Annotated in this window: 19 protein-coding genes and 2 pseudogenes; 2 read left to right on the plus strand and 19 right to left on the minus strand. The window is 62.6% G+C overall.

Going from position 1 to position 21,713, the window contains the following annotated elements; all coding sequences use genetic code 11:
- Positions 1–114 precede the first annotated feature (114 nt).
- Both QX071_RS28590 and deoC read right to left on the minus strand, forming a co-directional pair.
- The gene (locus QX071_RS28590; protein WP_315705841.1) at positions 115–2,499 is read right to left on the minus strand and encodes an aldehyde dehydrogenase family protein; all 2,385 of its coding nucleotides are present in this window, start codon (positions 2,497–2,499) and stop codon (positions 115–117) included.
- A 10-nt stretch (positions 2,500–2,509) separates the two neighbouring features.
- The gene (deoC, locus tag QX071_RS28595; RefSeq protein ID WP_315705840.1) at positions 2,510–3,505 is read right to left on the minus strand and encodes a deoxyribose-phosphate aldolase; all 996 of its coding nucleotides are present in this window, start codon (positions 3,503–3,505) and stop codon (positions 2,510–2,512) included.
- 273 nt (positions 3,506–3,778) lie between these two features.
- Here deoC and QX071_RS28600 point away from each other — a divergent pair, with 273 nt between their 5' ends.
- A complete protein-coding gene (locus QX071_RS28600) occupies positions 3,779–4,579 on the plus strand; it encodes a DeoR/GlpR family DNA-binding transcription regulator (RefSeq protein ID WP_315705839.1) in 801 nt (266 codons plus the stop codon).
- A 255-nt stretch (positions 4,580–4,834) separates the two neighbouring features.
- Here the strand turns inward: QX071_RS28600 and QX071_RS28605 are convergent, their stop codons facing one another.
- The 12 genes and pseudogenes from QX071_RS28605 to QX071_RS28660 all read right to left on the minus strand — a co-directional run bounded on the left by QX071_RS28605 (position 4,835) and on the right by QX071_RS28660 (position 15,424).
- A complete protein-coding gene (locus QX071_RS28605; protein ID WP_315705838.1) occupies positions 4,835–5,047 on the minus strand; it encodes a hypothetical protein in 213 nt (70 codons plus the stop codon).
- Positions 5,048–5,134: 87 nt separating this feature from the next.
- Positions 5,135–5,430, minus strand: a pseudogene (locus tag QX071_RS28610) (NAD(P)/FAD-dependent oxidoreductase); the annotation flags it as partial.
- Positions 5,431–5,513: 83 nt separating this feature from the next.
- Positions 5,514–5,786 carry an ABC transporter substrate binding protein gene (locus QX071_RS28615; protein WP_315705837.1) on the minus strand — a complete coding sequence of 91 codons (273 nt, stop codon included), beginning with the start codon at positions 5,784–5,786 and terminating at the stop codon, positions 5,514–5,516.
- Positions 5,787–5,846: 60 nt separating this feature from the next.
- A pseudogene (locus QX071_RS28620) lies at positions 5,847–5,953 on the minus strand (IS630 family transposase); the annotation flags it as partial.
- A gap of 102 nt (positions 5,954–6,055) precedes the next feature.
- Entirely contained in the window at positions 6,056–6,871 is an 816-nt protein-coding gene (locus tag QX071_RS28625) for a crotonase/enoyl-CoA hydratase family protein (RefSeq protein WP_315705836.1), read from the minus strand.
- Between the two features lie 136 nt (positions 6,872–7,007).
- Positions 7,008–8,183 carry a CoxG family protein gene (locus tag QX071_RS28630; protein WP_315705835.1) on the minus strand — a complete coding sequence of 392 codons (1,176 nt, stop codon included), beginning with the start codon at positions 8,181–8,183 and terminating at the stop codon, positions 7,008–7,010.
- A gap of 59 nt (positions 8,184–8,242) precedes the next feature.
- Positions 8,243–9,100 (minus strand): xanthine dehydrogenase family protein subunit M, encoded by an 858-nt coding sequence (locus QX071_RS28635; protein ID WP_315705834.1) that lies wholly within the window; start codon positions 9,098–9,100, stop codon positions 8,243–8,245.
- The gene (locus QX071_RS28640; RefSeq protein ID WP_315705833.1) at positions 9,097–11,496 is read right to left on the minus strand and encodes a xanthine dehydrogenase family protein molybdopterin-binding subunit; all 2,400 of its coding nucleotides are present in this window, start codon (positions 11,494–11,496) and stop codon (positions 9,097–9,099) included. Before QX071_RS28640 ends, QX071_RS28635 begins: the two co-directional genes overlap by 4 nt.
- Entirely contained in the window at positions 11,493–12,002 is a 510-nt protein-coding gene (locus QX071_RS28645) for a (2Fe-2S)-binding protein (protein WP_315705832.1), read from the minus strand. The genes QX071_RS28640 and QX071_RS28645 overlap by 4 nt, the downstream gene beginning before the upstream one ends.
- The gene (gene fahA, locus QX071_RS28650; RefSeq protein WP_315705831.1) at positions 11,999–13,321 is read right to left on the minus strand and encodes a fumarylacetoacetase; all 1,323 of its coding nucleotides are present in this window, start codon (positions 13,319–13,321) and stop codon (positions 11,999–12,001) included. Before fahA ends, QX071_RS28645 begins: the two co-directional genes overlap by 4 nt.
- A gap of 28 nt (positions 13,322–13,349) precedes the next feature.
- Positions 13,350–14,576, minus strand: coding sequence for a CaiB/BaiF CoA-transferase family protein (locus QX071_RS28655; protein WP_315705830.1), 1,227 nt, complete (start codon positions 14,574–14,576; stop codon positions 13,350–13,352).
- Positions 14,577–14,578: 2 nt separating this feature from the next.
- On the minus strand, positions 14,579–15,424 hold the full coding sequence (locus QX071_RS28660; RefSeq protein WP_315705829.1) for an enoyl-CoA hydratase/isomerase family protein: 846 nt from the start codon (positions 15,422–15,424) through the stop codon (positions 14,579–14,581).
- 389 nt (positions 15,425–15,813) lie between these two features.
- On the opposite strand from QX071_RS28660, the gene QX071_RS28665 reads away from it, so the two are divergent.
- A complete protein-coding gene (locus QX071_RS28665; protein ID WP_315705828.1) occupies positions 15,814–16,866 on the plus strand; it encodes an AraC family transcriptional regulator in 1,053 nt (350 codons plus the stop codon).
- 113 nt (positions 16,867–16,979) lie between these two features.
- Here QX071_RS28665 and QX071_RS28670 read toward each other — a convergent pair whose 3' ends face one another.
- From QX071_RS28670 to QX071_RS28690, 5 genes are all read right to left on the minus strand, one after another.
- Complete coding sequence (locus QX071_RS28670) at positions 16,980–17,843, minus strand: alpha/beta hydrolase (protein WP_315705827.1); 864 nt, start codon at positions 17,841–17,843, stop codon at positions 16,980–16,982.
- Between the two features lie 80 nt (positions 17,844–17,923).
- Positions 17,924–19,549 carry a 3-(methylthio)propionyl-CoA ligase gene (locus QX071_RS28675; RefSeq protein WP_315705826.1) on the minus strand — a complete coding sequence of 542 codons (1,626 nt, stop codon included), beginning with the start codon at positions 19,547–19,549 and terminating at the stop codon, positions 17,924–17,926.
- Positions 19,550–19,668: 119 nt separating this feature from the next.
- Positions 19,669–19,989, minus strand: coding sequence for a hypothetical protein (locus tag QX071_RS28680; protein WP_315705825.1), 321 nt, complete (start codon positions 19,987–19,989; stop codon positions 19,669–19,671).
- 755 nt (positions 19,990–20,744) lie between these two features.
- Positions 20,745–20,876: a hypothetical protein gene (locus tag QX071_RS28685; protein ID WP_315705824.1), complete on the minus strand. Its 132-nt coding sequence runs from the start codon at positions 20,874–20,876 to the stop codon at positions 20,745–20,747.
- Positions 20,877–21,127: 251 nt separating this feature from the next.
- Positions 21,128–21,703, minus strand: coding sequence for a helix-turn-helix domain-containing protein (locus QX071_RS28690; RefSeq protein WP_315705823.1), 576 nt, complete (start codon positions 21,701–21,703; stop codon positions 21,128–21,130).
- Positions 21,704–21,713 lie beyond the last annotated feature (10 nt).

Genomic DNA, 21,713 nt, shown 5'->3' on the forward strand with positions numbered 1-21,713 from the left:
CATGATCCGAGGACAAGAAATCGGATCATGATCTCATCGATTTTTGGAGCATGATCTTTCGGAACACCGGCTCCCGCTGGTTCGGATCATGCTCAGGTCCGTTCTGTCACGTCACTAATCGCCATAAGGAATCCAGATATTCTTCACCTGCACCGCGTGGCGCAGCAAAATGAGACCTTCGGATGCCGCGGCGTCGTACCAGTCCGTGAGCAGCCCGTGATCGACCAGCGTTCGCTTGAGATTGCCGACGGACAACCGCTCTGCGTCGGTTGCGGCCTGCTTGGAGCCGAACACCCAGAGCGCGTCGACATCGTCATGCTCAGCCAGCACCTTGACCAGGGCGTCGCGTCGGCCAGTGACGATATTGATCACGCCGGCCGGAACGTCGGAGGTCTCCAGCACCTGATAGAAATCGGTCGCGACCAGCGGATGCCGTTCGCTCGGGACCACGACCACCCGATTGCCCATCGCGATCAACGGCGCGACCAGGCTGATGAGGGCAAGCAGCGGCGCCTCGTCTGGACAGGCGACGCCGACTACCCCGATCGCCTCGTGCATGGCGAGCGCGACGCCGCGCAACGGCGGCGTGTGCACCGCACCTTCATACTTGTCGGCCCAGGCGCCGTAGCTGAACAAGCGCGCGATTCCAGCATCAACTTCCGCTTTCGCCTTGACAGCCGTAACTCCCGTCATCGCGGCGATACGCGCGGCAAGTTCGTCGCCGCGGGCGGACATGTTTTCGGCCAGGTAATACAGGATCTGCGCACGGTTGTGCGCCGTCGCCCGGCTCCACGCTTCGGCAGCGCGCGCTGCCGCCACCGCGTTGCGGATGTCCTTGCGATTGCCGTCGCCAACCTCGCCGAGAAGTCTTCCCTTAGGCGACAGCACCGCGCGCGAGTAATTGCCGTCAGGCCTGACCTGCTTGCCGCCGATGAACAGCTTTGGCGTCCGATCGATCGGCGGTAGCGCAAAACCTGCGCGCTCTTCAGCTACGCTGGGCGCGGGCTGCGCTATGCGTGCCTTTCGTCCGCTCCAAGCCACTGGCTTGAGATACTCGTAGATGCCCTCGCGGCCGCCTTCACGGCCAAAGCCGGATTCGCGATAACCGCCGAAGCCGACACCAGCGTCGAACAGATTGGTGGCGTTGATCCAGACCACGCCCGCCAACAGCTTTGGCGCGATATCAAGCGCCCGCCCGATGGTCTCGCTCCAGATGCTGGCGGCGAGACCATAGCGCGTGTTGTTGGCGAGCAGCACGGCCTCGTCCGGCGTGCGGAACGTCATCGCCACCGCCACCGGACCGAATATCTCCTCGATAGCCACGGTCGACGACGGCTGCACGTTCCACAGCAAGGTTGGCGGATAAAAGCAGCCATGCGGCGGCAACGCGCCCGGCGACTGATATTTCTGCGCACCTTCGGTCACACCGGTCTCGACCAGGGACCTGATGCGCTCGAGCTGCACGGGATCGACTATCGCCCCCATATCGATCGCCTTATCGAGCGGCGGGCCGACACGGAGCGTCTCCATCCGCCGCACGAGCCGCTCCCGGAAGGTCTCCGCGATACCTTCCTGCAGCAGCAGCCGCGAGCCGGCGCAGCACACCTGCCCCTGATTGAAGAAAATGGCGTCGACCACTCCTTCCACGGCGGCATCGAGGTCGGCGTCGTCGAACACAATGAAGGGCGACTTGCCGCCGAGCTCCAACGTCAGCGACTTGGCCGTGCCGGCGGTGGCCTGGCGAATCAGCCGGCCGACTTCGGTCGAACCGGTGAAGGCGATCTTGTCGACGCCTTGCTGAGCGACCAGCGCAGCCCCGGTGGTGCCGTCGCCGGTAACGACGTTGAGCACACCCATGGGCAGGCCCGCCTGCGCGGCGAGTTCGGCAAACAGCAGCGCAGTGAGCGAGGTGAACTCGGCGGGCTTCAGCACCACGGTGTTGCCCATCGCCAGCGCCGGCGCGATCTTCCAGGCCAGCATCAGCAGCGGGAAATTCCACGGGATGATCTGCCCGATCACGCCGAGCGGCGCGTAGGCGCCGAATTCGCGCTCCTGGAGCTGAGCCCAGCCGGCATGATGCAGGAAGTGCCGTGCCGCGAGCGGAACGTCGATATCGCGCGTCTCGCGGAGTGGCTTGCCGTTATCGATCGCCTCCAGGACTGCAAACAACCTGCCATGACGCTGCAACATTCTCGCGAGCGCGTAGAGATGCCTGGCACGGCCGTGGCCGCCGAGCTTCTGCCATGCCTGCTGCGCCTTGCGCGCCGCGGCGACGGCCGCGTCGACGTCGGCAGCAGACCCTTGCGCGAGCTTCGCCAACGCCTTGCCGGCGGCAGGCTCCGACGTCGTGAAGTACTTGCCGTCGGAAGGAACTGCAAAAGCGCCATCGATGAAATGCCCGAAGCGGGCCTCGTGCCTGGCGAGCCACGCTCGCGCCTCGGCATCTGCCTCGGGCGCCGGACCGTAGTCCATCGTGTCGTAGTAGTGTGCGACGGTCACGGCCGGGTCCTCATGCCAAGGGATGACGGTTGAAGGCCGAGTAACGACCGGTGACGTGATGTTCGAGCTGACGCTCGATATCGGCGAGCAAGCTGGACGCACCGATGCGGAACAACGAAGGCTCGAGCCAGTCACGCCCGAGCTCTTCCTTCATCAGGATCTGGTAGTTGAGCACATCCTTGGCGGTCGAGATGCCGCCGGCGGGCTTGAAACCGATCTTGAACCCGGTGCGATCATGATAGCTCCGGATCATCCGCAGCATCACCAGCGACACTGGCAGCGTCGCATTGACGCTCTCCTTGCCGGTCGACGTCTTGATGAAGTCGGCGCCTGCCATCATGCAGACCATGGAAGCCTTGGCGACGTTGCGCAAAGTCTTCAAGTCGCCGGTAGCGAGAATCGTCTTGAGATGCGCCCGCCCGCAAGCGGCACGGAAGTCTCTGACCTCCTGATATAGCGCGCGCCAGTCGCCCGTCAGCACGTGCTCCCTGGTGATGACGATGTCGATCTCTTCGGCCCCGTCGTTCACCGAGGCCTCGATTTCCCTGAGCTTGACGTCGTGCGGCACGAGGCCCGCGGGGAAGCCGGTGGAGACAGCAGCGACCGGAATGCCGGAGCCGTCGAGAGACTCGACCGCAGTCGCCACGAAACGATGGTAGACGCAGACTGCCCCCGTCTGCAGCTTGCGGCCGGCGAAACCGAGCGCATCGAGAAGATCGGCCCGCACCGGCGCCCTGGCCTTTGCGCAAAGCCGCTTGACCCGCCCGGCCGTGTCGTCACCATTAAGCGTGGTCAGATCGATGCAGGCGATCGCCTTCAGCAGCCACGCCGCCTGCGCCTCGTTCTTCACCGTGCGCCGGCCCGGCAGGCTCGCGATGCGCCGCTCTGCCGCCGACAGATTCACCCTGATTTCGTCGACCCAGTCCAGCTCGAGGGCTCGGCCTGCATTGCGAGCGAGGGCGGCGGCCTGGACCGAGACCGGCCGCTCGTGTCCGCGCAACGGCATGCGGGATGCCTCCGGTATCGAAGCGCTCTGCGACATCAAACGCAGCCTCCCGCTACCCGGCCGCGCGGCGCACTGAATGTTTGGATCGAAACATCGGCTTCCTCCCTGAAGAAGCCCGACTGCGAGCCCTGCATTCGCAGGCTCTGCCGCCGCCTCCCCATGCTGCCGGTCTCTGCGTCCGGCGGATTTGTTAGATTCGTAACGTCTTCTTGTTGGATTTTTCACATCATGTGAGACTATTGTCAACCAGCAAAGGCAAGGTTATCGAAAAGCATGGTCGACCTCCCCATCGGCGCGGCAGCTCAGCGCGACGCGCGCGCCCAGCGCCTGGAACGGCTCCGGCGCGCCATCGCCGAAAACGGCGCATTGCATCTGAAGGATGCGGCTCAACTCCTGAACGTCTCCGAGATGACGGTGCGCCGCGATCTCGCAGCATCCGATGCCGCGCTGGTCTGCCTTGGCGGCCATGTCGTGAATGCAGCCGCGCCGAGCGCGGCAAAGTACACGCTCGAGCAGGAGATCGATCAGCACACCCATGACAAGCGCCTCGCCTGTCGCGCGGCGGTGGCGTCATTGCAGGACGGCGACACCATCTTCATCGACTGCGGCACCACGATGCAGTCGCTCGCAGAGGTGCTGCCGGAGGGCATGTCGCTGTCGGTGATCTGCTATTCGATGAACGTGGCGGCGCTGGTGACGCGACGTCCCGCCACGCAGCTGATTTTGGTGGGCGGGCTCTATCATCCCTCATCGCAGTCCTTCTCATCGGAAGAAGGTCTGTCCTATTTGCGCAGGCTCGGCATCAACAAGGCCTTCATCTCGGCGGGCGGCGTACATGCGGCCCGGGGCGCGAGCTGCTCGAATTTTCATGAGACGGCGGTCAAACAGGCGGCGATGGCAACAGCGATCGAAAGCATTCTGGTTGCCGATGCGAGCAAGCTCGACAGCCTAAAGCCGGCCTTCTTCGCCGACCTCCATGCGTTCTCCAAAATCATCATTGGTGGCGCCGTATCGCGCGAACACCGCAAGCCATTCAAGCATCTCCCTGTCGAGTATGTCACCAGGACGGGCTGAAGCCGTCGTTTCGCATGGCAAATTGCCGCGCCGCTGAGGTCATCGCATCTTCGGCAAAAATCACAGTCGTAGCTTGGCGTAGAAATCGCCACGATTGGTAGCGGGGGCGCTACATCGCGCCCCCAGGCTCTGTTTTCCTGCCGGCGAACCTTACTCGGAACGTCAGTCTCGATAGTTCGCCGAAGGCCGCCGCTCCTTCGCAATTCGTCGCCGGAAAATGGGTGGACGAGCAGGTTCAAACCTGGCTGGCTCCCGCTAGGGAAGCGGGGAAGCCAACAAAATCAGCGGGCTGACAAACCGTTTTGGGAAGGATGGCATCATTGTTTTGCGAGACGTTTCAAGAACGCTACCCAAAACCGCACGCCGTCCTCGTCGCGATTGGTTGTTACGGATGGTCACATCGTCACGGCAACAGATTTGAATTTCGAACACGTTGAATTCTGGTGCGACGATCGTGAAGGCGCGCATCGCGCCTCTCGCGCAGCGATCGATATCCGGTGAGGTCAGCCGGCTGACGTCATTTCCGGCAGACGCTCGCATAGTCGCATCCGATCGTCAGAAGTCTGCGACCTTCTTGGACTCATGCCGCGCGAAACGCGCGGGCTCGTGGGGCTCGGGATCGACGATCGGCGTGGCGCCGGTGACAAGATCGGCGATGAGATGGCTGGTGCCGGGGGCGATGCCGAAGCCATGGCCGCTACAATCAGGCCGGGCAGCGCGGCGAGCTCGCCGATGGCAGGCACTCCATCCGGCGTAGAATCGATATAGCTCGCCCAAGTCGCCGTGATCTGGCTCTGCTTCAACGCCGGGAGCAGCTCCACCGCGCGCCCATGGGTGAGGCGGATGGTCGCCTATTCCCGCCACGTTTTGTTCAGAGTCGTTTCACCGCCCTTGGCCTTGATCGGCATCGAAATCGCATTCCGTCCGCGGAAGCTCACTCGACGATTTCGTCAGCACGCAAAAGCAGCGAAGTTGGAATGGTAAGGCCGAGCGCTTTGGCCGTTTTAAGAACGACTACGAGTTGAAACCGCGACGGCCGCTCGACCGGCAAGTCTTCAGCCTTTGTCTCATCAAGAACCTTCCCGACCAGAACGCCTGCTTGATAAAGTAGATCGATAAGGTTCGTACCGGAGGCCATGAAGCCGCCGACCTTTGCAAACTCGGGAAACAGAGTTATCGCGCCCAGCTCAACCAGGACGGCAAGCATGAGGTTGGCAAGGTGGGGCCGACGGGTGATTGCTCTCCGTCCAGCCAATCCTGTTCCTCGGAGGGTGCGCGCGGCGGACTTTCGCACATGCGCCTTGAGCTTGGCGAAGGCATTTTCAATCGGATTGAAGTCGGGACGGTGGGGGACAGATAGAGGAGTTTGGCGCCATCATCAGTTCGACCCAGGCGAGACCGTCGAGGCGCTCAGCATCCGCGCCACGGGCAATCGTGGACGACTTCTGACGGGGCGCGAACCGCATCGCGATGTCGTCACCGGAATTCGGGCGTACGGTTCTCCGTTGCGGCCCGCACGGCTTCGATCTGGTTGGAGCTGCCGAGAAGCCGCTGCTGCTCTAACGACTCCACCATCAGCACCCGCCCGGCGTCTACAGGAGCGGCGGCGTTGAGCAGGCGTTTGCCTGCACGAACGGCCTCCGGGTTGTGGGCAGCGATCCGCCGCGCAAGCTCGCGAGCTTCCTTCAAGGGGTCATCGCTTACTCGTGTCGCAAGACCGAGAGCGAGTGCCTCAACACCTGAAACCACCCGGCCGCCAAAGACCAACTCGCGAACCACATCCGCACGCGCGAGCTCCGTCAAAATCACGCACCCCGCCATGTCGGGCACCAATCCCCACTTGGTCTCAGCCACGGAGAGCTTCGCCTCGGGATGCAAGTAGCGAATGTCAGCGCCCAGCGCGATCTGCAGGCCGCCGCCGAATGCGACACCGTGCACCGCGGCAATCACCGGCACAGGCAGCTCCCGCCAGCCCCACGACACTTGCTGCCAGAGATTGGCGAGGCCATGCGTGCGTTCGGCGAGATCGCCCATCGCGGCCGCGCCCTGGGCGACAATCCGATCGAACAGGCTCTTGTCCAGCCCCGCGCAGAAGGCGCGCCCCTCGCCGTGCAGGACGACGGCGCGCACCGACCGGTCTGCATGCAGGCGGTCGACTGCGGAGGCAAGCGCCTCAAACATCGCGTCGTCCAGCGCATTCATCTTGTCGGCCCGAACCATGGCGACATCCGCAACGCCGTCGTCATCCACACTGATGCTGACTCGCTGATCGCTCAATTTGGTTTCCTTCATGAAGATGGGCCTTTTCGCAATGCAGGAGAAATGGAGGATCGCAGGCTAAAATCTGACGCGCGGTCGCCACCCCCACACTGAGCCAACAAGCCAAACGAATGGGATGTCCGGCGCACAAGGACTTTTTACCATTGCCCTAATCACCAGACGATGCCGCCCCCAATTTGGAAGCCGGCGATCCGATCTTGCTCCGACCAGTGGACAGTTCCGCCGCCTCCGCCCGCAGGCGGGCCTTGAACGCCGAGACGAAGATCCTGACAAGGATCGCGGCAACCATTTCGTTCAACCGCGAACCCACTCTGGCCAAATGACCGCTGATCTCGGCCTGGAGCACATAGCGCACGCGGGTCTGTCTGCCCTCTTCGGTCAGCGAAATCTTGCCCGAGCCCTTGGTGCCGCGCCTGCCCTTGAACGACAGCACATAACTGGTCGGCACATGAACGTCACTCACTTGAATCGTGCCCTCCAGGCCGAGGCTGAGCGGCCCGACGCCCATCGCCAGCTCGATCTCCAGCACGTGCGCCCGCACCTGGTCCAGTCTCTTGCATCCTGGAATGCAGCGCCTGAGCACTTCAACATTGTTGAGCGCATTGAACGTCACGAACAACGGCGCGTCGATCAATCTTTCTCCGACGAGCTCGATCGGCGTCGCCCTCCTGACAAGGCGTCGCCTTGCCGGCGCCTCGGCCATGCGCTGAACGTTGGCATCGTGCACCAAGGTCTGAGTCAGGGGTGGCCGCAAAAAGGCATGGACTGGCGGCGAGACCAGCGCGGCGTTCTTCGACGCGGCATTGCTCTGGCTCTGGTGAGAAGGCACGAACGCCCAGGACTGGCGGAGGACGGAATTTTCGTTCGCCGCTTCATTGCCCGATGCCGCCTTCAATCGCGCTTCAAACGCCGAAAAGAAATCCTCGGTGATTTTCCCTACCGCGGCATCGATCAGGCGCGATCCGACTTGCGCCAGGCGACCACCCACCTGGGCTCGGGCCGAGTAACGCAGAAGCGTCTGATAGCCCTGTTCCGTGAGCGAGACCTCCGCCGATCCCTTGCCGAAACCCGCGATCCCGCCCTGCCCTTCGAAAGTCACCTCATAACTGTTCGGCGGTTGTATATTGCTCAATCTCGCCATGCCCTTGAAGCGCGCGCTGATAGGTCCCACCCGGGCAGCCAGCACGGCCACAAACGTATCCGCCTCCACGGCTTCCAGCGACTCGCACCCCGCAATGCACGCCTTGAGCGCCTCGGGGTCGTTGAGCGCCTCCCAGGTGGCGCCAATCGGCGCGGGGATCAGTCTTTCTCCAATGATTTCCATACGGTCAGGCCTCAGGTCCCCCAAAAGAAGTTGAACGAATCTCCTTGTCGCCTTGCTGATCAATCGCTGGCCATGACGTCCGCCAGCGCGCGGCGAAGCATCGTCCGGCCGAGCTGCGTGCGGTAGTCGGCGTCCGCGAAGCGGTCCTCCAGCGGAATGGTCCCGGTGAACGCCAGGTCCAGCAAACGTTCCGCCTGGTCCGGTTGGCCGGCGTAGCCTGCCAATGCGGCTTCGGCGCTGCTGGCGCGGAAGGCATGGTCGGCGAAGCCAGTCACGGCAATCCGCCCTCCGGCGCAGCGTTCGGCCTGAAAATCCACCACTACGGCCACGCCGACGACGGCGTAACCCGAGGCCGGATGGCGGAACTTGCGGTAAGCTACGCGCCGGCCCGGAATCACCGGAATGCGCACGCGCACGAGTATCTCATCGAGCGCAAGATCGGTTTCAAACAGGCCCTTGAAGAACGCATCAGCCGGAATCGAACGTGCGCCTTTCGCCCCGATGACGTCGATCTTCGCGTCGAGGGCCAACATGGCGGCAGGCCAATCGGCCGAAGGATCGGCGTGTGCGAGCGAGCCGCCCAAGGTGCCGCGATTGCGGACGATGGGGTCCGCGATCAGGTGGGCTACGGCGGGAATCAGCGGCAGGGCCTTGGCCACCTCGGCGTGGTGTTCGAGCTGGGCGTGGATGGTCGCGGCGCCGATAACGACCTCGTTCTCGCCGACGGTGACGCCCTGAAGTTCGGCCAGTCCGGCAATGTCAATCAAGGTTGCGGGAGCCGCCAGCCGCAGCTTCATCATGGGCAGCAGCGAATGCCCGCCGCTGATCAACTTGGCACCCTCGCCCGATTCGACGAGTTGGGCCAGGGCCTCGGACAAGCTGCATGGTCGCACGTATCCGAATGCCGCCGGAATCATGCGTTGCTCCTCTGTTCAGCTTGTGCGGAACGGATGGCGCGCCACACCTTGGGAGGCGTGAGCGGCATGTCGATGTGCTTGACACCAAAGCTCTTGAGCGCGTCGCAAACCGCGCTGACGATGACCGGCGGTGCGCCGACGGCGCCGGATTCGCCGACGCCCTTGACTCCCAGCGGGTTCGCTTTGGTCGGGGTCACCTGGAAGCTGACGCGCATCGGCGGGATCTGGTCGCTCTTGGGTACGGCGTAATCGAGCAGCGAACCCGTCAAGAGCTGCCCGGTCGCGTCGTATTCAGCGCCTTCGTACAACGCTTGGCCAATGCCCTGGGCGATCCCACCGTGCATCTGGCCGTGGCAAAGCATGGGGTTGATGAGATTGCCGACGTCGTCCACCGCGACGTAGTCGAGGATCGTCACCTCGCCCGTCTCGATATCGACCTCGACGACTGCAGCATGGCTGCCAAACGGCACCACCATGTCTTCCGGTTGGTAGAACACCGTCTCTTCGAGACCGGGCGCCATGCCAAGCGGAAGCTTGGAGCCCACATAGGCCATGCGCGCAACGTCGCCGAAGCCGACGCTACGCTGCGGCTCGCCGACAACGCTGAACACGCCCTGCGCATGGTGGATTTGATCCGGCTCCGAGTCCAGCATGGAAGCTGCGATAAGCTTGGCCTTTGCCAGCACTTTCCGCGCGACATTGTGGGCTGCGGAGCCGCCCACGACCATGGAGCGGGAATTGAACGTGCCGTGACCGACGGGCACCCGGTCGGTATCACCCTGCACTACGTCGACATCGTCCAGCGGCAACTGCAGAACGTCGCAGACGATCTGCGCATAGCTCGTGGCGTGTCCGTGGCCCTGCGGCATGGACCCCGAGAACAACGTGACTTTTCCATCCGAATGGACGCGCAGCAGCGCGCTTTCCCAACCGCCACGGTTAAAGCCGATCCAATTGAGCACGACCGAACTGGCCATGCCCACTAGCTCCATGTAGCAAGTGACGGCCACGCCGATATACCGCCCCTGAGCCCGAAGCGCCGCCTGCTTCCCGCGCCACTCGTTGTAGCCGATCGCCTTCACGGCAGCCTCAAGACAACCCTCGTAGTTGCCGGAGTCCCACAAGAACAGCGGGTGTCCGTAGGCGCGGTAGGGAAACTGGTGCTTGCGGATCAGGTTGATGCGGCGCAGTTCGACCGGGTCCATGTCAAGTGCGGCGGCGACTGCGTCCATCGTGCGTTCGATGAGGTAGGCGGCTTCCGGACGCCCGGCGCCGCGGTAGGCGTCCACCGGCGTGGTGTTGGTCGTCACCAGCCGCATCTCTCCGTCCAGGGCGGGGATGTCGTAATTGCCGCAGGCGAATGACACCGTGTTGATGGTCGGGATCCCGGTCGCCATGTTTGACAGATAGGCACCCAGATTGGCCAGCGAGCGCATCTTGATCCCAAGCACTCGGCCGTCTTTCCGAACGGCGGCTTCCACGTATTCGGTGTGCGCACGGCCGTGAGTGGTGGCCATATGGGCCTCGCTGCGCGTCTCGGTCCAACCGACCGGCCGGCCGAAATGCCTGGCGGCGAACGCAACGAGGATTTCCTCGGCGTAGAAGTGCATCTTGCACCCGAAGCCGCCGCCAATGTCGGGCGCGACCAGACGAATCTTGTGCTCGGGCCAGCCCAGGGTTTCGGCCAGCCAGCGCCGGGACATGTGCGGCACTTGCGAGGGCAGATAGAAGGTTAGCTTCTCGTCGGACGCATCGAACACCGCGCGCACCGCGCGCGGCTCGATGGGGCTGGGAATCAGCCGGTTGTTGACCAGCCGCACCTGCACTAAATGGTCGGCCTGTTCGGCTGCGGCTGCGTAGTCGCCGCCGCCGGCCCGGTAGGTGCTCAGCAGGTTACCGGGCACGTTGGCGTGCAGTTGCGGCGCGCCGTCCCGCAGGGCCAATTCCTCGTCCACCACGGCTGGCAGCACGTCGTAATCGACGACGACGGCCTCGAGCGCATCGGCAGCCTGCTGGCGCGTCTGGGCCACAACGAATGCGACCGCTTCGCCGACGTAGCGCACACGTCCATCGGCCAGCGGGGGATGGGCCGGGATGTGGACCTCGCCCACCACCCAGTTGGGGCGGATGTCGCCCACTTTGCCGCGCAGGTCGTCATAGGTCAGGATACCGACAACGCCTTCCATGGCCAATGCCGCCGAGGTGTCGATCGACTTGATCACTGCATGGCCATGGGGCGAGCGCAGCACCATGGCGCAGGTCAGCCCCTTGATCTCAATATCATCGGTGTAGCGGCCGCGGCCGCTCAGGAGATTGGGATCTTCGCGCCGGGTGACGGATCGCCCGACATAGGAGACTTTCGTAGCATCGAACGTAGCATCGCGGAGCTTGTTCATTGCATACCCCCGTTGAGCTCGGCCGATGCGCTGGCCGCCTGCTGGCTATGCCCCGCAGCCAGCAGGACCGCGTTGACAATATTCTGATAACCGGTGCAGCGGCATAGATTGCCATGCAGCGCCTCGCGCACTTGTTCCTCGGTCGGATTCGGGACGCGGTCCAGCAGCGCCTGCCCGGCGAAGATCATCCCCGGCGTGCAAAACCCGCATTGCAGCCCGTGCACTTCCATGAAGGCCTGCTGCAGCGGCGTCAGCGTTTTCGGCGTGCCCAGCCCCTCGATGGTCGTCACGTTGTGGCCTTGGGCCTGAACAGCCAGAACCGTGCAAGACTTGGCCGTCTTGCCGTCAATCTGAACCGTGCAGGCCCCGCATTGCGACGTGTCGCAGCCAATGTGCGTTCCCGTCCCGGCATGGTCCCGCAGAAAATGCACCAACAGCTCGCGCGGTTCGATCTCAGCGCTCACTGGCGCTCCGTTGACGGCGAGCGTCAGCTTTTGGCGTATCATGTTGTCCCCTTGATTTGGGCCATGCACTCACCAAATCCAATCGACTTATAGCCGTCCCGATGACATTCGCCGCGCAACCACACGGTGTCGCCATCCTCAAGAAAAAGGCGCGTTTCACCAGAGGGCAACGACAAGGCCTTCTTGCCCCCAGCATTGAGCTCGACCAGGCATCCGCTGTTTTCTCGCTCAGGGCCCGAGACCGTTCCGCTGGATAACAAATCGCCCGTCTGCAGATTGCATCCGTTGCTGGTCTGGTGCGTGAGCATTTGCGCGAGCGTCCAGTATTGCTCGCCGAATTGCGGCTTAGCCAGCACTGCCGGCGCCATGCCTCGTTCCTGCATGGCAGGCGTTTGCAAAAGCACCTGCAACGAGATCGAGAGGCCGCCCTGCGCGGCATGCTTGGGCGACGTGAGCGCCGCGGGCAGCGGCGGCTCGTCGTCACCCCGCGTCGGCGCGGCGACACGGAACGGGGCCAGCGCCTCCGGCGTGACCACCCATGACGACACCGTCGTCATGAAACTCTTGGCGAGGAAAGGCCCCAAGGGAAAACTTTCCCAAATCTGAATGTCGCGCGCCGACCAGTCATTGACCAGACAAAACCCGAAAATATGGTCGTCGGCATCGTCGATCGAGATCGACGCGCCAAGGGGATTCCCGGCACCGACGAAACACCCCACTTCGAGTTCGAAGTCGAGCCATTGCGCCGGCCCGTAGTCTTGGACCGCAAGCGCCGCCGCCGCAGGCGGCGTGACCTGTCCCCTGGGGCGCACACAAGGCGTCCCGCTCACGACCACGCTGGAGGCCCGGCCGTGATAGCCAATGGGCATATGCCTGAAGTTGGGCGCCACCGGATCGTCGGGGCGCGACAGTTCTCCCGTGCGACGGGCATGGTGGATCGACGTGAAGAAATCCGTGAAGTCCCCGATACGCACCGGCAAATGCATTCGCGCGGCGCTCATGGGCGTCAGGAAGCTGGACGCCGTCGCGATGCTGTCGTGGCCGGCGCGTAAGAGGTCGAAGGCGGCATGACGCAACGCCCGCCTGGCTGCCGCGCCGCTCGACATCAGCAAGTTGAGCCGGTCACTGCGTAGCGCCGCGAACAGATCGTGAAGACCCGGCAACAGACCGCCGTCCATTGCTGCGGCCAAATCCAAAATCTGGTCGCCTATAGCGACGCCAATCCTTGCCGCCGCTTCCCCGCCCGGGGAAAAGACTCCCAATGGGAGATTCTGGATTGGAAACTCGGCGCTCCAATGGTTGGCGCTGCTCACCCAACTTTCCGCGCGCGGGTCGTGCGTGTGATCAATGATTATGGTCATGATGGTTTCCAGTACCGCCGACGCGCGCTCAATCTGAATTTCGGTTCGGTTGAACCAATGCCTTGGCCACACGAAGCGCCTCGATCTCGGCGGCGCTAAATCCAAGTTCCGCGAGAACCTCGTCGTTGTGCTCTCCCTGAAGCGCCGGAAGCCGCGGTTTCGTTGCCTCGCCGCTTGTCTGGCTGAAGCGCCAGGGGCGCCCTGGCAGCCTCCATTCGCCCCCGGCCCGATCCGACACCTTTTCGACGGCAGACCACTCTGCCGCCCATTCGCTCGCGGCGATCTCCTTGACGTGGCGCACCTGGCCGGTCGCGATCTTGGCCAGATCCAGCTGTGCATCCAGCGTGGCCATGTCGGCAAAGGTCCAGATCCATTGCTGGACGATGTCGTGAAGCGCCGCCAGGTTCTGCTTGCGCAGTTGGGGCGTGAGGAAGCGCGGGTCGCTCGCCATGTCCAGCCGCCGCATCGCGATCAGCCACAGCGGGAACGAGAGACTACCGACCAAGCTCATCGAGCTGACGAAGGTCTCGCCGCCGGGTCCGACGAAAAAGGGGCAGTCGGTCGCGCCGAGCACGGGCGTCTCGTCGCCGAGATCGATGTCGGAGAGGTCGTAATGCACCCGCTCGTTGACCGACAGCATAACCGCCGCCATCGCGATATCGATATATTGTCCTTCACCGGTCAGGTCGCGGTGCCGCAGCGCCGCCAGAATGGCGATGGCGCCGTGAAGCCCCGAATACACATCGGCGTGAGAGAGCGAGTCGGTGCGCAAGGCGCCTTCGGACGCGCCGAACTGTTTGGCGGTGTTGGCAGTGATGCCGGCTTCCGCATGAACCGTGGGCGCGTAGGCCATGCGCGAACTCCAGGGCCCGCTCTGGCCATAGCCGGTGATCGACGCATAAACGACGCGCGGGTTGCGCTTGCGGATGGTCTCGTAGTCAAGCCCAAAGGCGGCCATGGTGCCGGGCCTGAAGTTCTCGACAACGATGTCGGCCTGGTCGCACAAGCGCAACGCGATCTCCCGCGCGCCGGCAACGTTCAGATTGATCGAGACGTTTCGTTTGCCGGTATTCTGCTGCGCGTAATAGCCTGACATCTGGCCGTTTCGCGGGTAGGCCATGCGCGAGAAATCGGACGCCGGAGGCTCGATCTTGACGACGTCGGCCCCAAGATCGAGCAACATTTTCGCACAGTGAGGACCAGCCAGCACACGCGAGAAATCAACGACTTTTATGCCTGCAAGAGCTCCAGCCATGATCAACGTCCTTCGAACATTGCAAAGCCCGGCCCGCGCTCGTTGTAGGAGGCCACGGCGTTTGTGAAATCCTTCGATGCGAAGACCGCCTTCTGGATCTCCAGCATGGCCGTGTCGGCAGCCTCGACGCCCTGGCTTACGGCCACTGCGGCCAGCTTCTTCGTTGCGCTGTGGGCGACAGTCGGCCCGGCAGCAAGTTCCTGCGCGAGCACCATCGTGGCCGACTCAAGCCGCGCATCGGGAACGACGCGATTGACGATATTCCATCGCTCCAGCGTCTGTGCGTCATAGCGGCGACCGAACATCGCCATCTCCTTCGCCCGCGATTCCCCCGCGCGCTGTGCAATACGCTGGATGGCGCCCATCAGCGGATGCAGGCCGACGATCGGCTCGACGCAGCCCAGCTTCGACGATGCGGTCGCGACGATGAAGTCGCAGGCCAGCGCGATCTCCAAGCCGCCGCCTACGCACACGCCATGCACGCTGGCGATGATCGGAGCCGGGTGCTCACGAAACGCGCGCAGCAGTTTGAGCATCAGCTTCCCATCCTCCTCGCTCAGACCGTTCTTAATGGCGTTGAGGTCAGCGCCGGCCGAGAAATGGCGCATCGCACTCGACAGCACGATCGCGCGCGCGTCTTGAGCCTCCGCCCAGGCGAGCGCATCGATACAGGCCTGACTCAGCGCCAAATCGAACAGGTTGTGCGGCGGGTACTGCATAGTCAGCACCGCGACGCGACCATGCATGATCCCGCCGACGATGCCGCCTAAGATAGCAGACGCAGACTCGCTGGCCCCGGTGTCCTGCGCGTCAGCCGCAGCGCTTCTACTTTCCATGTATGTCTCCATGTGCATCTATATGAGTCGAGAAGTGCCAGCGCCGTCCTGACGGGTCGGACGCGCGCGGCTCGGGGGAGCGGCAGAAGGGCATTTCCGCGTCGCGCCTGCGAACGACAGCGTCGCTGGCGTGGGATCACCGGATCGCATCGCCGCAATGGACGCGTACGCATCGCTGAAAGATGTTCGTGCCTGTTTCCTCCCGACCCGCACCGGGGCATTGGATCGGCGCCTCGAGGGAGCGGTTGGCGTCCCGCCCCCCCCGGCAACCGCTCCCACTCCATCGGAGCATTTTCTTTTGTCTGGCGATTAACGCCGAATGACATCCGAAAGAAAAGGTGATTTCATGCCAATATGCAGGTCATATTCCGCCAACTCTCGCTTCGCTTACGGAGGCTTTTATGTCGACGCCGCCCAAGCTGACGTTCGTCAACCGTCAAGGGGAACGCCATGCGCGGAAACTTAGCCTGTTCGGGTTGAGGGCATTGATCGAAGAAATGCAGTGCCAAGGCATCACTGCGCGCGCCGTACTGAGCGGAACGGGTGTACTAAGCAAGGACTTCAATGACGATGCGTCGCTTATCACACGTGACCAGCGTCTGGCCATCTACCGTAACGCGCAGCGTCTCGCGAAACGATCCGATGTTGCGCTGCTCGCGGGGGCTCGACAGCGCATTAGCGATTTCGGCATCTACGGCTATGCCTTGGCCAGCAGTAGGACTCTCGGGGACGCGCTGGACCTGAGCTTTCGACACCTCAGGCAGGCCGGACCTGTGCTGCAGATCACGTCACGCGTGGAGGACGGCGTGATCAAGCTGCGCAGTCACGACCCAGAATCGTTGGGCGACCTCCTGCCATTCGTCGCGGAGTTCTGGCGTAGTTCGAACCTTACCTTCCTCAGTCGCGTGCTTGAGAGGCCGTTTCCTTCATTGCGGATGCTGTTGCCTTACCCGGCACCGCCCCATTGGCGAGCCTATGGTCGGACTTTCAACTGTCCAATCGAGTTCGAAGCCGAGGCTATGGAGTGGCACTTTGCTGAATCTATCTGGCAGCTGCCATTGCCCAACGCGAATCCCGCTGCGGCCAAGGTCTGCCAGCGCTTCTGCGAGCAGGTCTTGTCGGAGCAGCCCCAGGGGTCCGAGTTGACCGATTCGATCCGCGCCGCCCTCGTCAATCGGCCGGGGCGCTTCGCAAAAATCGATGATATTGCAGCGCATCTGGGCATGTCGCTGCGCACGCTCAACCGTAGACTGGCATCGGAGGGGCTGTCCTACCAATCGATCATCGACGACGTGCGCAAGACGCTCGCCGTGGAGTACCTTGAACGCACTACGCTCTCTGTCGAACATATCTGCGAGCGCGTTGGCTTTTCAGACCCGTCTAACTTTCGGAAAGCCTTCAAAAAATGGACCGGGCGATCGCCACGCGATTTCCGCGACGCAGATTTGCGATGACGCAGTCTGATCCGATCACGGTCATCAACCCCTCCGGAGCAAATTCGCCCGGCCGCTCTGCGCGAAGCCAGCTGCAACGTGAGCACGGCTCGCCCTCGCACACCACGCCAGTTTCACGACAAAACGATGCGCGCGATTGCCGTCGGATTCTCGACCGACGAGAAATGACCTGTATTCGAAAGCGTAAACATGCGGGCGTTTGGCAGCGCGTCTTTTGTGCGGTTTCGCTCCGAAATACGTGACCAGTCCTTGTCGCCGTAGATGAGCGTGACAGGCGCTCGCACGGCGGAATAATGCGCGCGCGCGTTGCTCCAGGAGCGCCATGCCGCCAGCACCCTTCGCTCGGCGTAGTGGAAATTGGGCAGCCCCCCTGTCTTGTGGAAGAGGACCACCAAGTCGGCGGGCAATTTGCGAGGATCCGCGTATCCGCCCTTCATAATCTTGCCAATCATCCAAGGGGTGGCGATCGCGGCGCCAATCGCTCCGAAGACCGGGACTTGCAAGCTTCCGATGATCAGGTTTGCAAACCAGTTGCCGCGGCGGATACCGTCTCCGTATCGCGTCTCGTAGTCGTAGGTATTGAGTGCGTAGACCGCACGGATTCGCTCGGGCGCATCGGCGGCCGACGTCAAGGCAATGACGGCTCCGATCGATTCGCCAACGAGGGTCACATTACGCAGATCCATGGCCTTCAGAAAGGCCACAATACCGTTTCGAATGTAAGACTCATCGTAGGGCGCTGACGTGTCGACGGAAGAATGACCATGGCCCGGCAAATCCACGGCAAAAACGGTGAACTTCTCTGCGAGAAGCGGCGCCAGATGTCGGAAATATTCAAGCTGCGTACGGATGGTATGAAGGAGGATCAGCGGCGGACCATCTCCTGATTTTTGATAGCGCAGGCTGAGCTTGTCGGAAATTTTCAGATAGGTGGGTTCCTCGGAGCGATTGTTGCCGTCTTGCGCTGAACTGGTCATTGTGGTTCCTCCAGATTTCTTGCGCACTCGTATCAGTGCGCAAGGGCTGATCGGCTGCTGTTTTTCTCGCATTGATGCGGTCAAGCTGCTGGCAGATTGAAGCTCCTGAATTGTTCGCGAACGCGGTTCTTCAGCACCTTTCCGGTGGCGCCGATCGGCAGCGACTCGACGAAAGCCACGTCATCAGGGGTCCACCATTTGGCGATCTTGCCGTTGTAGAACCGGATCAGTTCTTCCTTGCTGACGTCCGCTCCCGGCTTTGGCACCACAACCAGCAGGGGGCGCTCATCCCACTTCGGATGAGCCACGCCGATGCAGACGGCCTGCGCCACCGCAGGGTGCGCCATCGCGATGTTCTCCAGTTCGATGGTGCCGATCCATTCGCCTCCTGACTTGATCACGTCCTTGCTGCGGTCGGTGATCCGCATGTAGCCGTCCGGACTGATGGTGGCGACGTCGCCCGTAGGGAACCAGCCGTCCTCCAGCACATCGCCACCCTCGTCCTTGAAGTAACCGCTGACGATCCACGGCCCCTTGACCAGCAGGTCTCCAAAGGTCCTGCCGTCCCAGGGCAACTCCTTGCCGTCGTTCCCGACGATCTTCATGTCAACTCCGAAGATGACATTCCCCTGCTTCTCGAGAATGGCCTCCTGCTCAGCATCCGGCAGACTCAAGTGATGGTTCTGCAACGTGGCGGTCGTACCCAACGGCGACATTTCGGTCATGCCCCATCCATGCACGACGTCGACGCCATATTGATGCCGAAAGGTCTTCATCATCGCGGGCGGGCAGGCGGCGCCACCAATGACCGTGCGCTTGAAGGTCGAGAACTGAAGGTTGTTCTGGCCGAGATGCGTCAGCAAACCAAGCCAGATGGTAGGCACGCCAGCGGCAAATGTCACGCCTTCCTGCTCGAACAATTCGTAGAGCGATTTACCGTCCAGCGCCGCGCCGGGCAGCACCAGCTTGGCGCCGGTCATCGGCGCCGAGTATGGCAGGCCCCATGCGTTGACGTGAAACATCGGGACCACCGGCATAACGACGTCGCGTGCGGAAACATCCAGTCCATCTCGCATCGCCGACGCGTAGGAATGCAGGACGGTCGAGCGGTGGGAGTATAACGCGCCTTTCGGATTCCCTGTCGTGCCCGAAGTGTAGCACAGGCTCGACGCGGAATTTTCATCGAACAGGGGCCACTCATAGCGGTCGGACGCCGCGGCGATCAGCTCCTCGTAGCACAGCAGGTTGGTTACCATGCTCGCCTGCGGCATGTGCTCGCGGTCGCACATCATCACGAAGCCCTTGACCGTCTTGCACTGCGAAGCCACGGCTTCGACCAGGGGCAGGAAAGTCAGGTCAAAGAACAGGAGTTGATCTTCCGCATGGTTCGCGATGTAGACGATCTGTTCGGGGTGCAGGCGGGGGTTGATCGTATGCATCACCGCGCCGGAGCCCGAGATGGCGTAGTACAACTCCAGGTGGCGGTAGCCGTTCCATGCCAGTGTGGCCACACGATCCCCTATCTTCACTCCCAGCGCTTCGATCGCGTTGGCCATCTGGCGCGCGCGCTCGTGGCAGTCACGATATGTATAGCGGTGGATATCGCCTTCGGCCCGGCGCGAGACAATCTCGTTGCCGCCGAAATAGCGGTCAGCGTGCCGGATGATGCTCGAGACGAGCAAAGGCTGGCTCATCATCTGGCCCATGACAGGGCTCTTTGGGTATTGGGACATCGCATCCCCTTTTCTGGTTAGGCAAGGACAGCGTTCGAAACTCTGAACAAGCCAAATGGGCCTGGGTCGGTAACGCTTGAAAGCACAGGCGTTCAAAATAAAGCCCGATCCCCCTCTCTCGGCCTGGGCGCAACGAAACCACCACCCTGCGTCCATTCGAGCGCGCACGCCGCCTTGTTGATCAGGATCGCGCCGGTTGCGCCGATCGGATGGTTAGGCGCGGCAACGTCCCCGTCGACATTGAATTTCGACGCATGAATCTTCGGTTCGCCACGATCGGTAAACGCGGCGGTGACGAAAGCTTCATTGAATTGACTTCGAAGAGATCTACATTCCCGACGCTTCAGGCAGCCTGAGCGAGCCCCTTGCGAATGGCGCGAATGGGTCGCAAGCCGTTGCCGATCGATGTTCATGTCTGCTTCCTCCTGACCGGCGACGGCGCTTTGGCCCCGTCCACTCCGTCGGCGGCCTTTGCTATTTTGAGGTAATTATCGAAGAATAATCTCAAAACGGAAGGTGATTTCATGCCAATTTGCAGATCCATTGGCGCGAGCCGGCCACTCCTGGAGGCTCTCATGCCGCCACCGGCAAAGTTGATCGTCATCGACCGTCAAGGGGAACGCAACGCAGGGAAATTCGGCCTGTTTGGATTGCAGACCAATGCTCCGGTGCGCCAACCCTTGCTGCAGCGAATAGCTTGGCTTTCACTCCGGTAACCGATCTGCGACCGATGTGATCATGCGGTCGAGCCCTTCGGCAAACACTCTTCTGATTGCATCTGGCTGTCGCGCCATTTCTCCCGGAAGCGCTGCTGCTGGACAGGTTGAACCAGGCGCGTTTTTAGCTTCCCTCCGACAGTTAACTCGTAACGAATTCCTCTAAGCTCCCAATTCGAGCGCGCGCCGCGTCCATCGTTCGAAATGCATGATCCTCCACGGCAAGCAGTATAGATGCGACCTCGGACCCGCCGTTGAGGGGGGAGACGACGTAGGTGGCCTCAGCGTCGACGGGGTGCGGTCCCGTGCCGCCCGGATCGCCAAGATGGCCCGGCGCGGACCGGCGCACGACCTGGCCGCCGTCGCCACCAGCACGACGATCGAGACGCAGATGAGAATCGACGCCGAGAAGCCGAAGAAGTCGTGGACGTGGGAGCACGCGAAAGGAGTTCTTAGCCGACGTGCTCCGGACCCGTCGGTAGGACACACATCGCGACGATCGGGGCAAACTCCGACCGGCCGAGCTCGACCGCTTCGCGGGGCGGCCGGTAGCCGGTATCACTCAACGAGATGGCGAGGGACATCGCCGCCATCCATGAACGCCGCGGCCGGATGATGGGTGATGCAGGACTTGAACCCGCACAGCCATGGGGCGGATTTGGCGTCGGTCCTCGTCCCAATTCTCAGCATCCTGATGCACTGTCCTGGGAAGCTGATATCAGCTTGCTTCTCCCGGAATTTCGACCATCTTCCGCGGATTGAGGAGGCCGGAAGACCTGTCCTCGACCGGGGCGTGCCGAAGGGCCTGCCGCCTGCGCCCAGGGCCCGCAGCCAACTAGGCTGTGCGCGCAGCGTCCTCCAGGATCACCTTTGCACAATCGCGCGCAGTGCGCACGGCCCAGCCATCCTGATAGATCAGGATCTGAGCGAGCGCGCCATCATACAGCAGATTGAGCCGCGCAGAGACCTTGTCGCGATGCGACCAGGTGACCGGAAGAAGATCAGAGAAGATCGCCCGTACCGCATCCTTGTGCTCGCGCGCGATGTTCCGCACGGTCTCCGACCCACCGCTCTCCGCCGTGGCGATCATGAACGCGCAGCCGCGGAACGTCTCGGATCGCGCCTTGACCGCAAGCAGGTCGAATATCGTGAGGACCTTGTCGGTCCCCTTCGCACGCGAGCGACGCAACCCGTCCTGGAGCGCCGCGACGACGGCGGCATGGCGGCGGGTCAGGCAGGCCGCGATCAGATCGTCCTTGCTCTCGAAATGGCGGTACATTGTGGCCTTGGCCACATCCGCTTCGCGGATGATGCGATCGATGCCGACGGCGTTGATGCCTTCACGATAGAACAGGCCGCCGGCGACGTCGATGATGTGCTCGGCGATCGGAGGCAGGAGGTCTCGGGCCATGAGCTAATCC

The organism is Bradyrhizobium sp. SZCCHNS1022, assembly GCF_032484835.1.
In the GTDB taxonomy this organism is placed as follows: domain Bacteria; phylum Pseudomonadota; class Alphaproteobacteria; order Rhizobiales; family Xanthobacteraceae; genus Bradyrhizobium.

What these genes read in the sequence shown, in the direction of transcription:
- QX071_RS28635 (WP_315705834.1), bottom strand. Translation starts at nt 9,100, where the DNA reads ATGATTCCGGCGGCATTCGGATACGTGCGACCATGCAGCTTGTCCGAG.
- QX071_RS28640 (WP_315705833.1), bottom strand. Translation starts at nt 11,496, where the DNA reads ATGAACAAGCTCCGCGATGCTACGTTCGATGCTACGAAAGTCTCCTAT.
- QX071_RS28625 (WP_315705836.1), bottom strand. Translation starts at nt 6,871, where the DNA reads ATGAAGGAAACCAAATTGAGCGATCAGCGAGTCAGCATCAGTGTGGAT.
- QX071_RS28605 (WP_315705838.1), bottom strand. Translation starts at nt 5,047, where the DNA reads ATGCGCGCCTTCACGATCGTCGCACCAGAATTCAACGTGTTCGAAATT.
- QX071_RS28645 (WP_315705832.1), bottom strand. Translation starts at nt 12,002, where the DNA reads ATGATACGCCAAAAGCTGACGCTCGCCGTCAACGGAGCGCCAGTGAGC.
- QX071_RS28675 (WP_315705826.1), bottom strand. Translation starts at nt 19,549, where the DNA reads ATGGGCCAGATGATGAGCCAGCCTTTGCTCGTCTCGAGCATCATCCGG.
- QX071_RS28615 (WP_315705837.1), bottom strand. Translation starts at nt 5,786, where the DNA reads ATGCTTGCCGTCCTGGTTGAGCTGGGCGCGATAACTCTGTTTCCCGAG.
- fahA (WP_315705831.1), bottom strand. Translation starts at nt 13,321, where the DNA reads ATGACCATAATCATTGATCACACGCACGACCCGCGCGCGGAAAGTTGG.
- QX071_RS28690 (WP_315705823.1), bottom strand. Translation starts at nt 21,703, where the DNA reads ATGGCCCGAGACCTCCTGCCTCCGATCGCCGAGCACATCATCGACGTC.
- QX071_RS28665 (WP_315705828.1), top strand. Translation starts at nt 15,814, where the DNA reads ATGTCGACGCCGCCCAAGCTGACGTTCGTCAACCGTCAAGGGGAACGC.
- QX071_RS28670 (WP_315705827.1), bottom strand. Translation starts at nt 17,843, where the DNA reads ATGACCAGTTCAGCGCAAGACGGCAACAATCGCTCCGAGGAACCCACC.
- QX071_RS28660 (WP_315705829.1), bottom strand. Translation starts at nt 15,424, where the DNA reads ATGGAGACATACATGGAAAGTAGAAGCGCTGCGGCTGACGCGCAGGAC.
- QX071_RS28600 (WP_315705839.1), top strand. Translation starts at nt 3,779, where the DNA reads ATGGTCGACCTCCCCATCGGCGCGGCAGCTCAGCGCGACGCGCGCGCC.
- QX071_RS28655 (WP_315705830.1), bottom strand. Translation starts at nt 14,576, where the DNA reads ATGGCTGGAGCTCTTGCAGGCATAAAAGTCGTTGATTTCTCGCGTGTG.
- deoC (WP_315705840.1), bottom strand. Translation starts at nt 3,505, where the DNA reads ATGCCGTTGCGCGGACACGAGCGGCCGGTCTCGGTCCAGGCCGCCGCC.
- QX071_RS28680 (WP_315705825.1), bottom strand. Translation starts at nt 19,989, where the DNA reads ATGAACATCGATCGGCAACGGCTTGCGACCCATTCGCGCCATTCGCAA.
- QX071_RS28630 (WP_315705835.1), bottom strand. Translation starts at nt 8,183, where the DNA reads ATGGAAATCATTGGAGAAAGACTGATCCCCGCGCCGATTGGCGCCACC.
- QX071_RS28685 (WP_315705824.1), bottom strand. Translation starts at nt 20,876, where the DNA reads ATGTCCCTCGCCATCTCGTTGAGTGATACCGGCTACCGGCCGCCCCGC.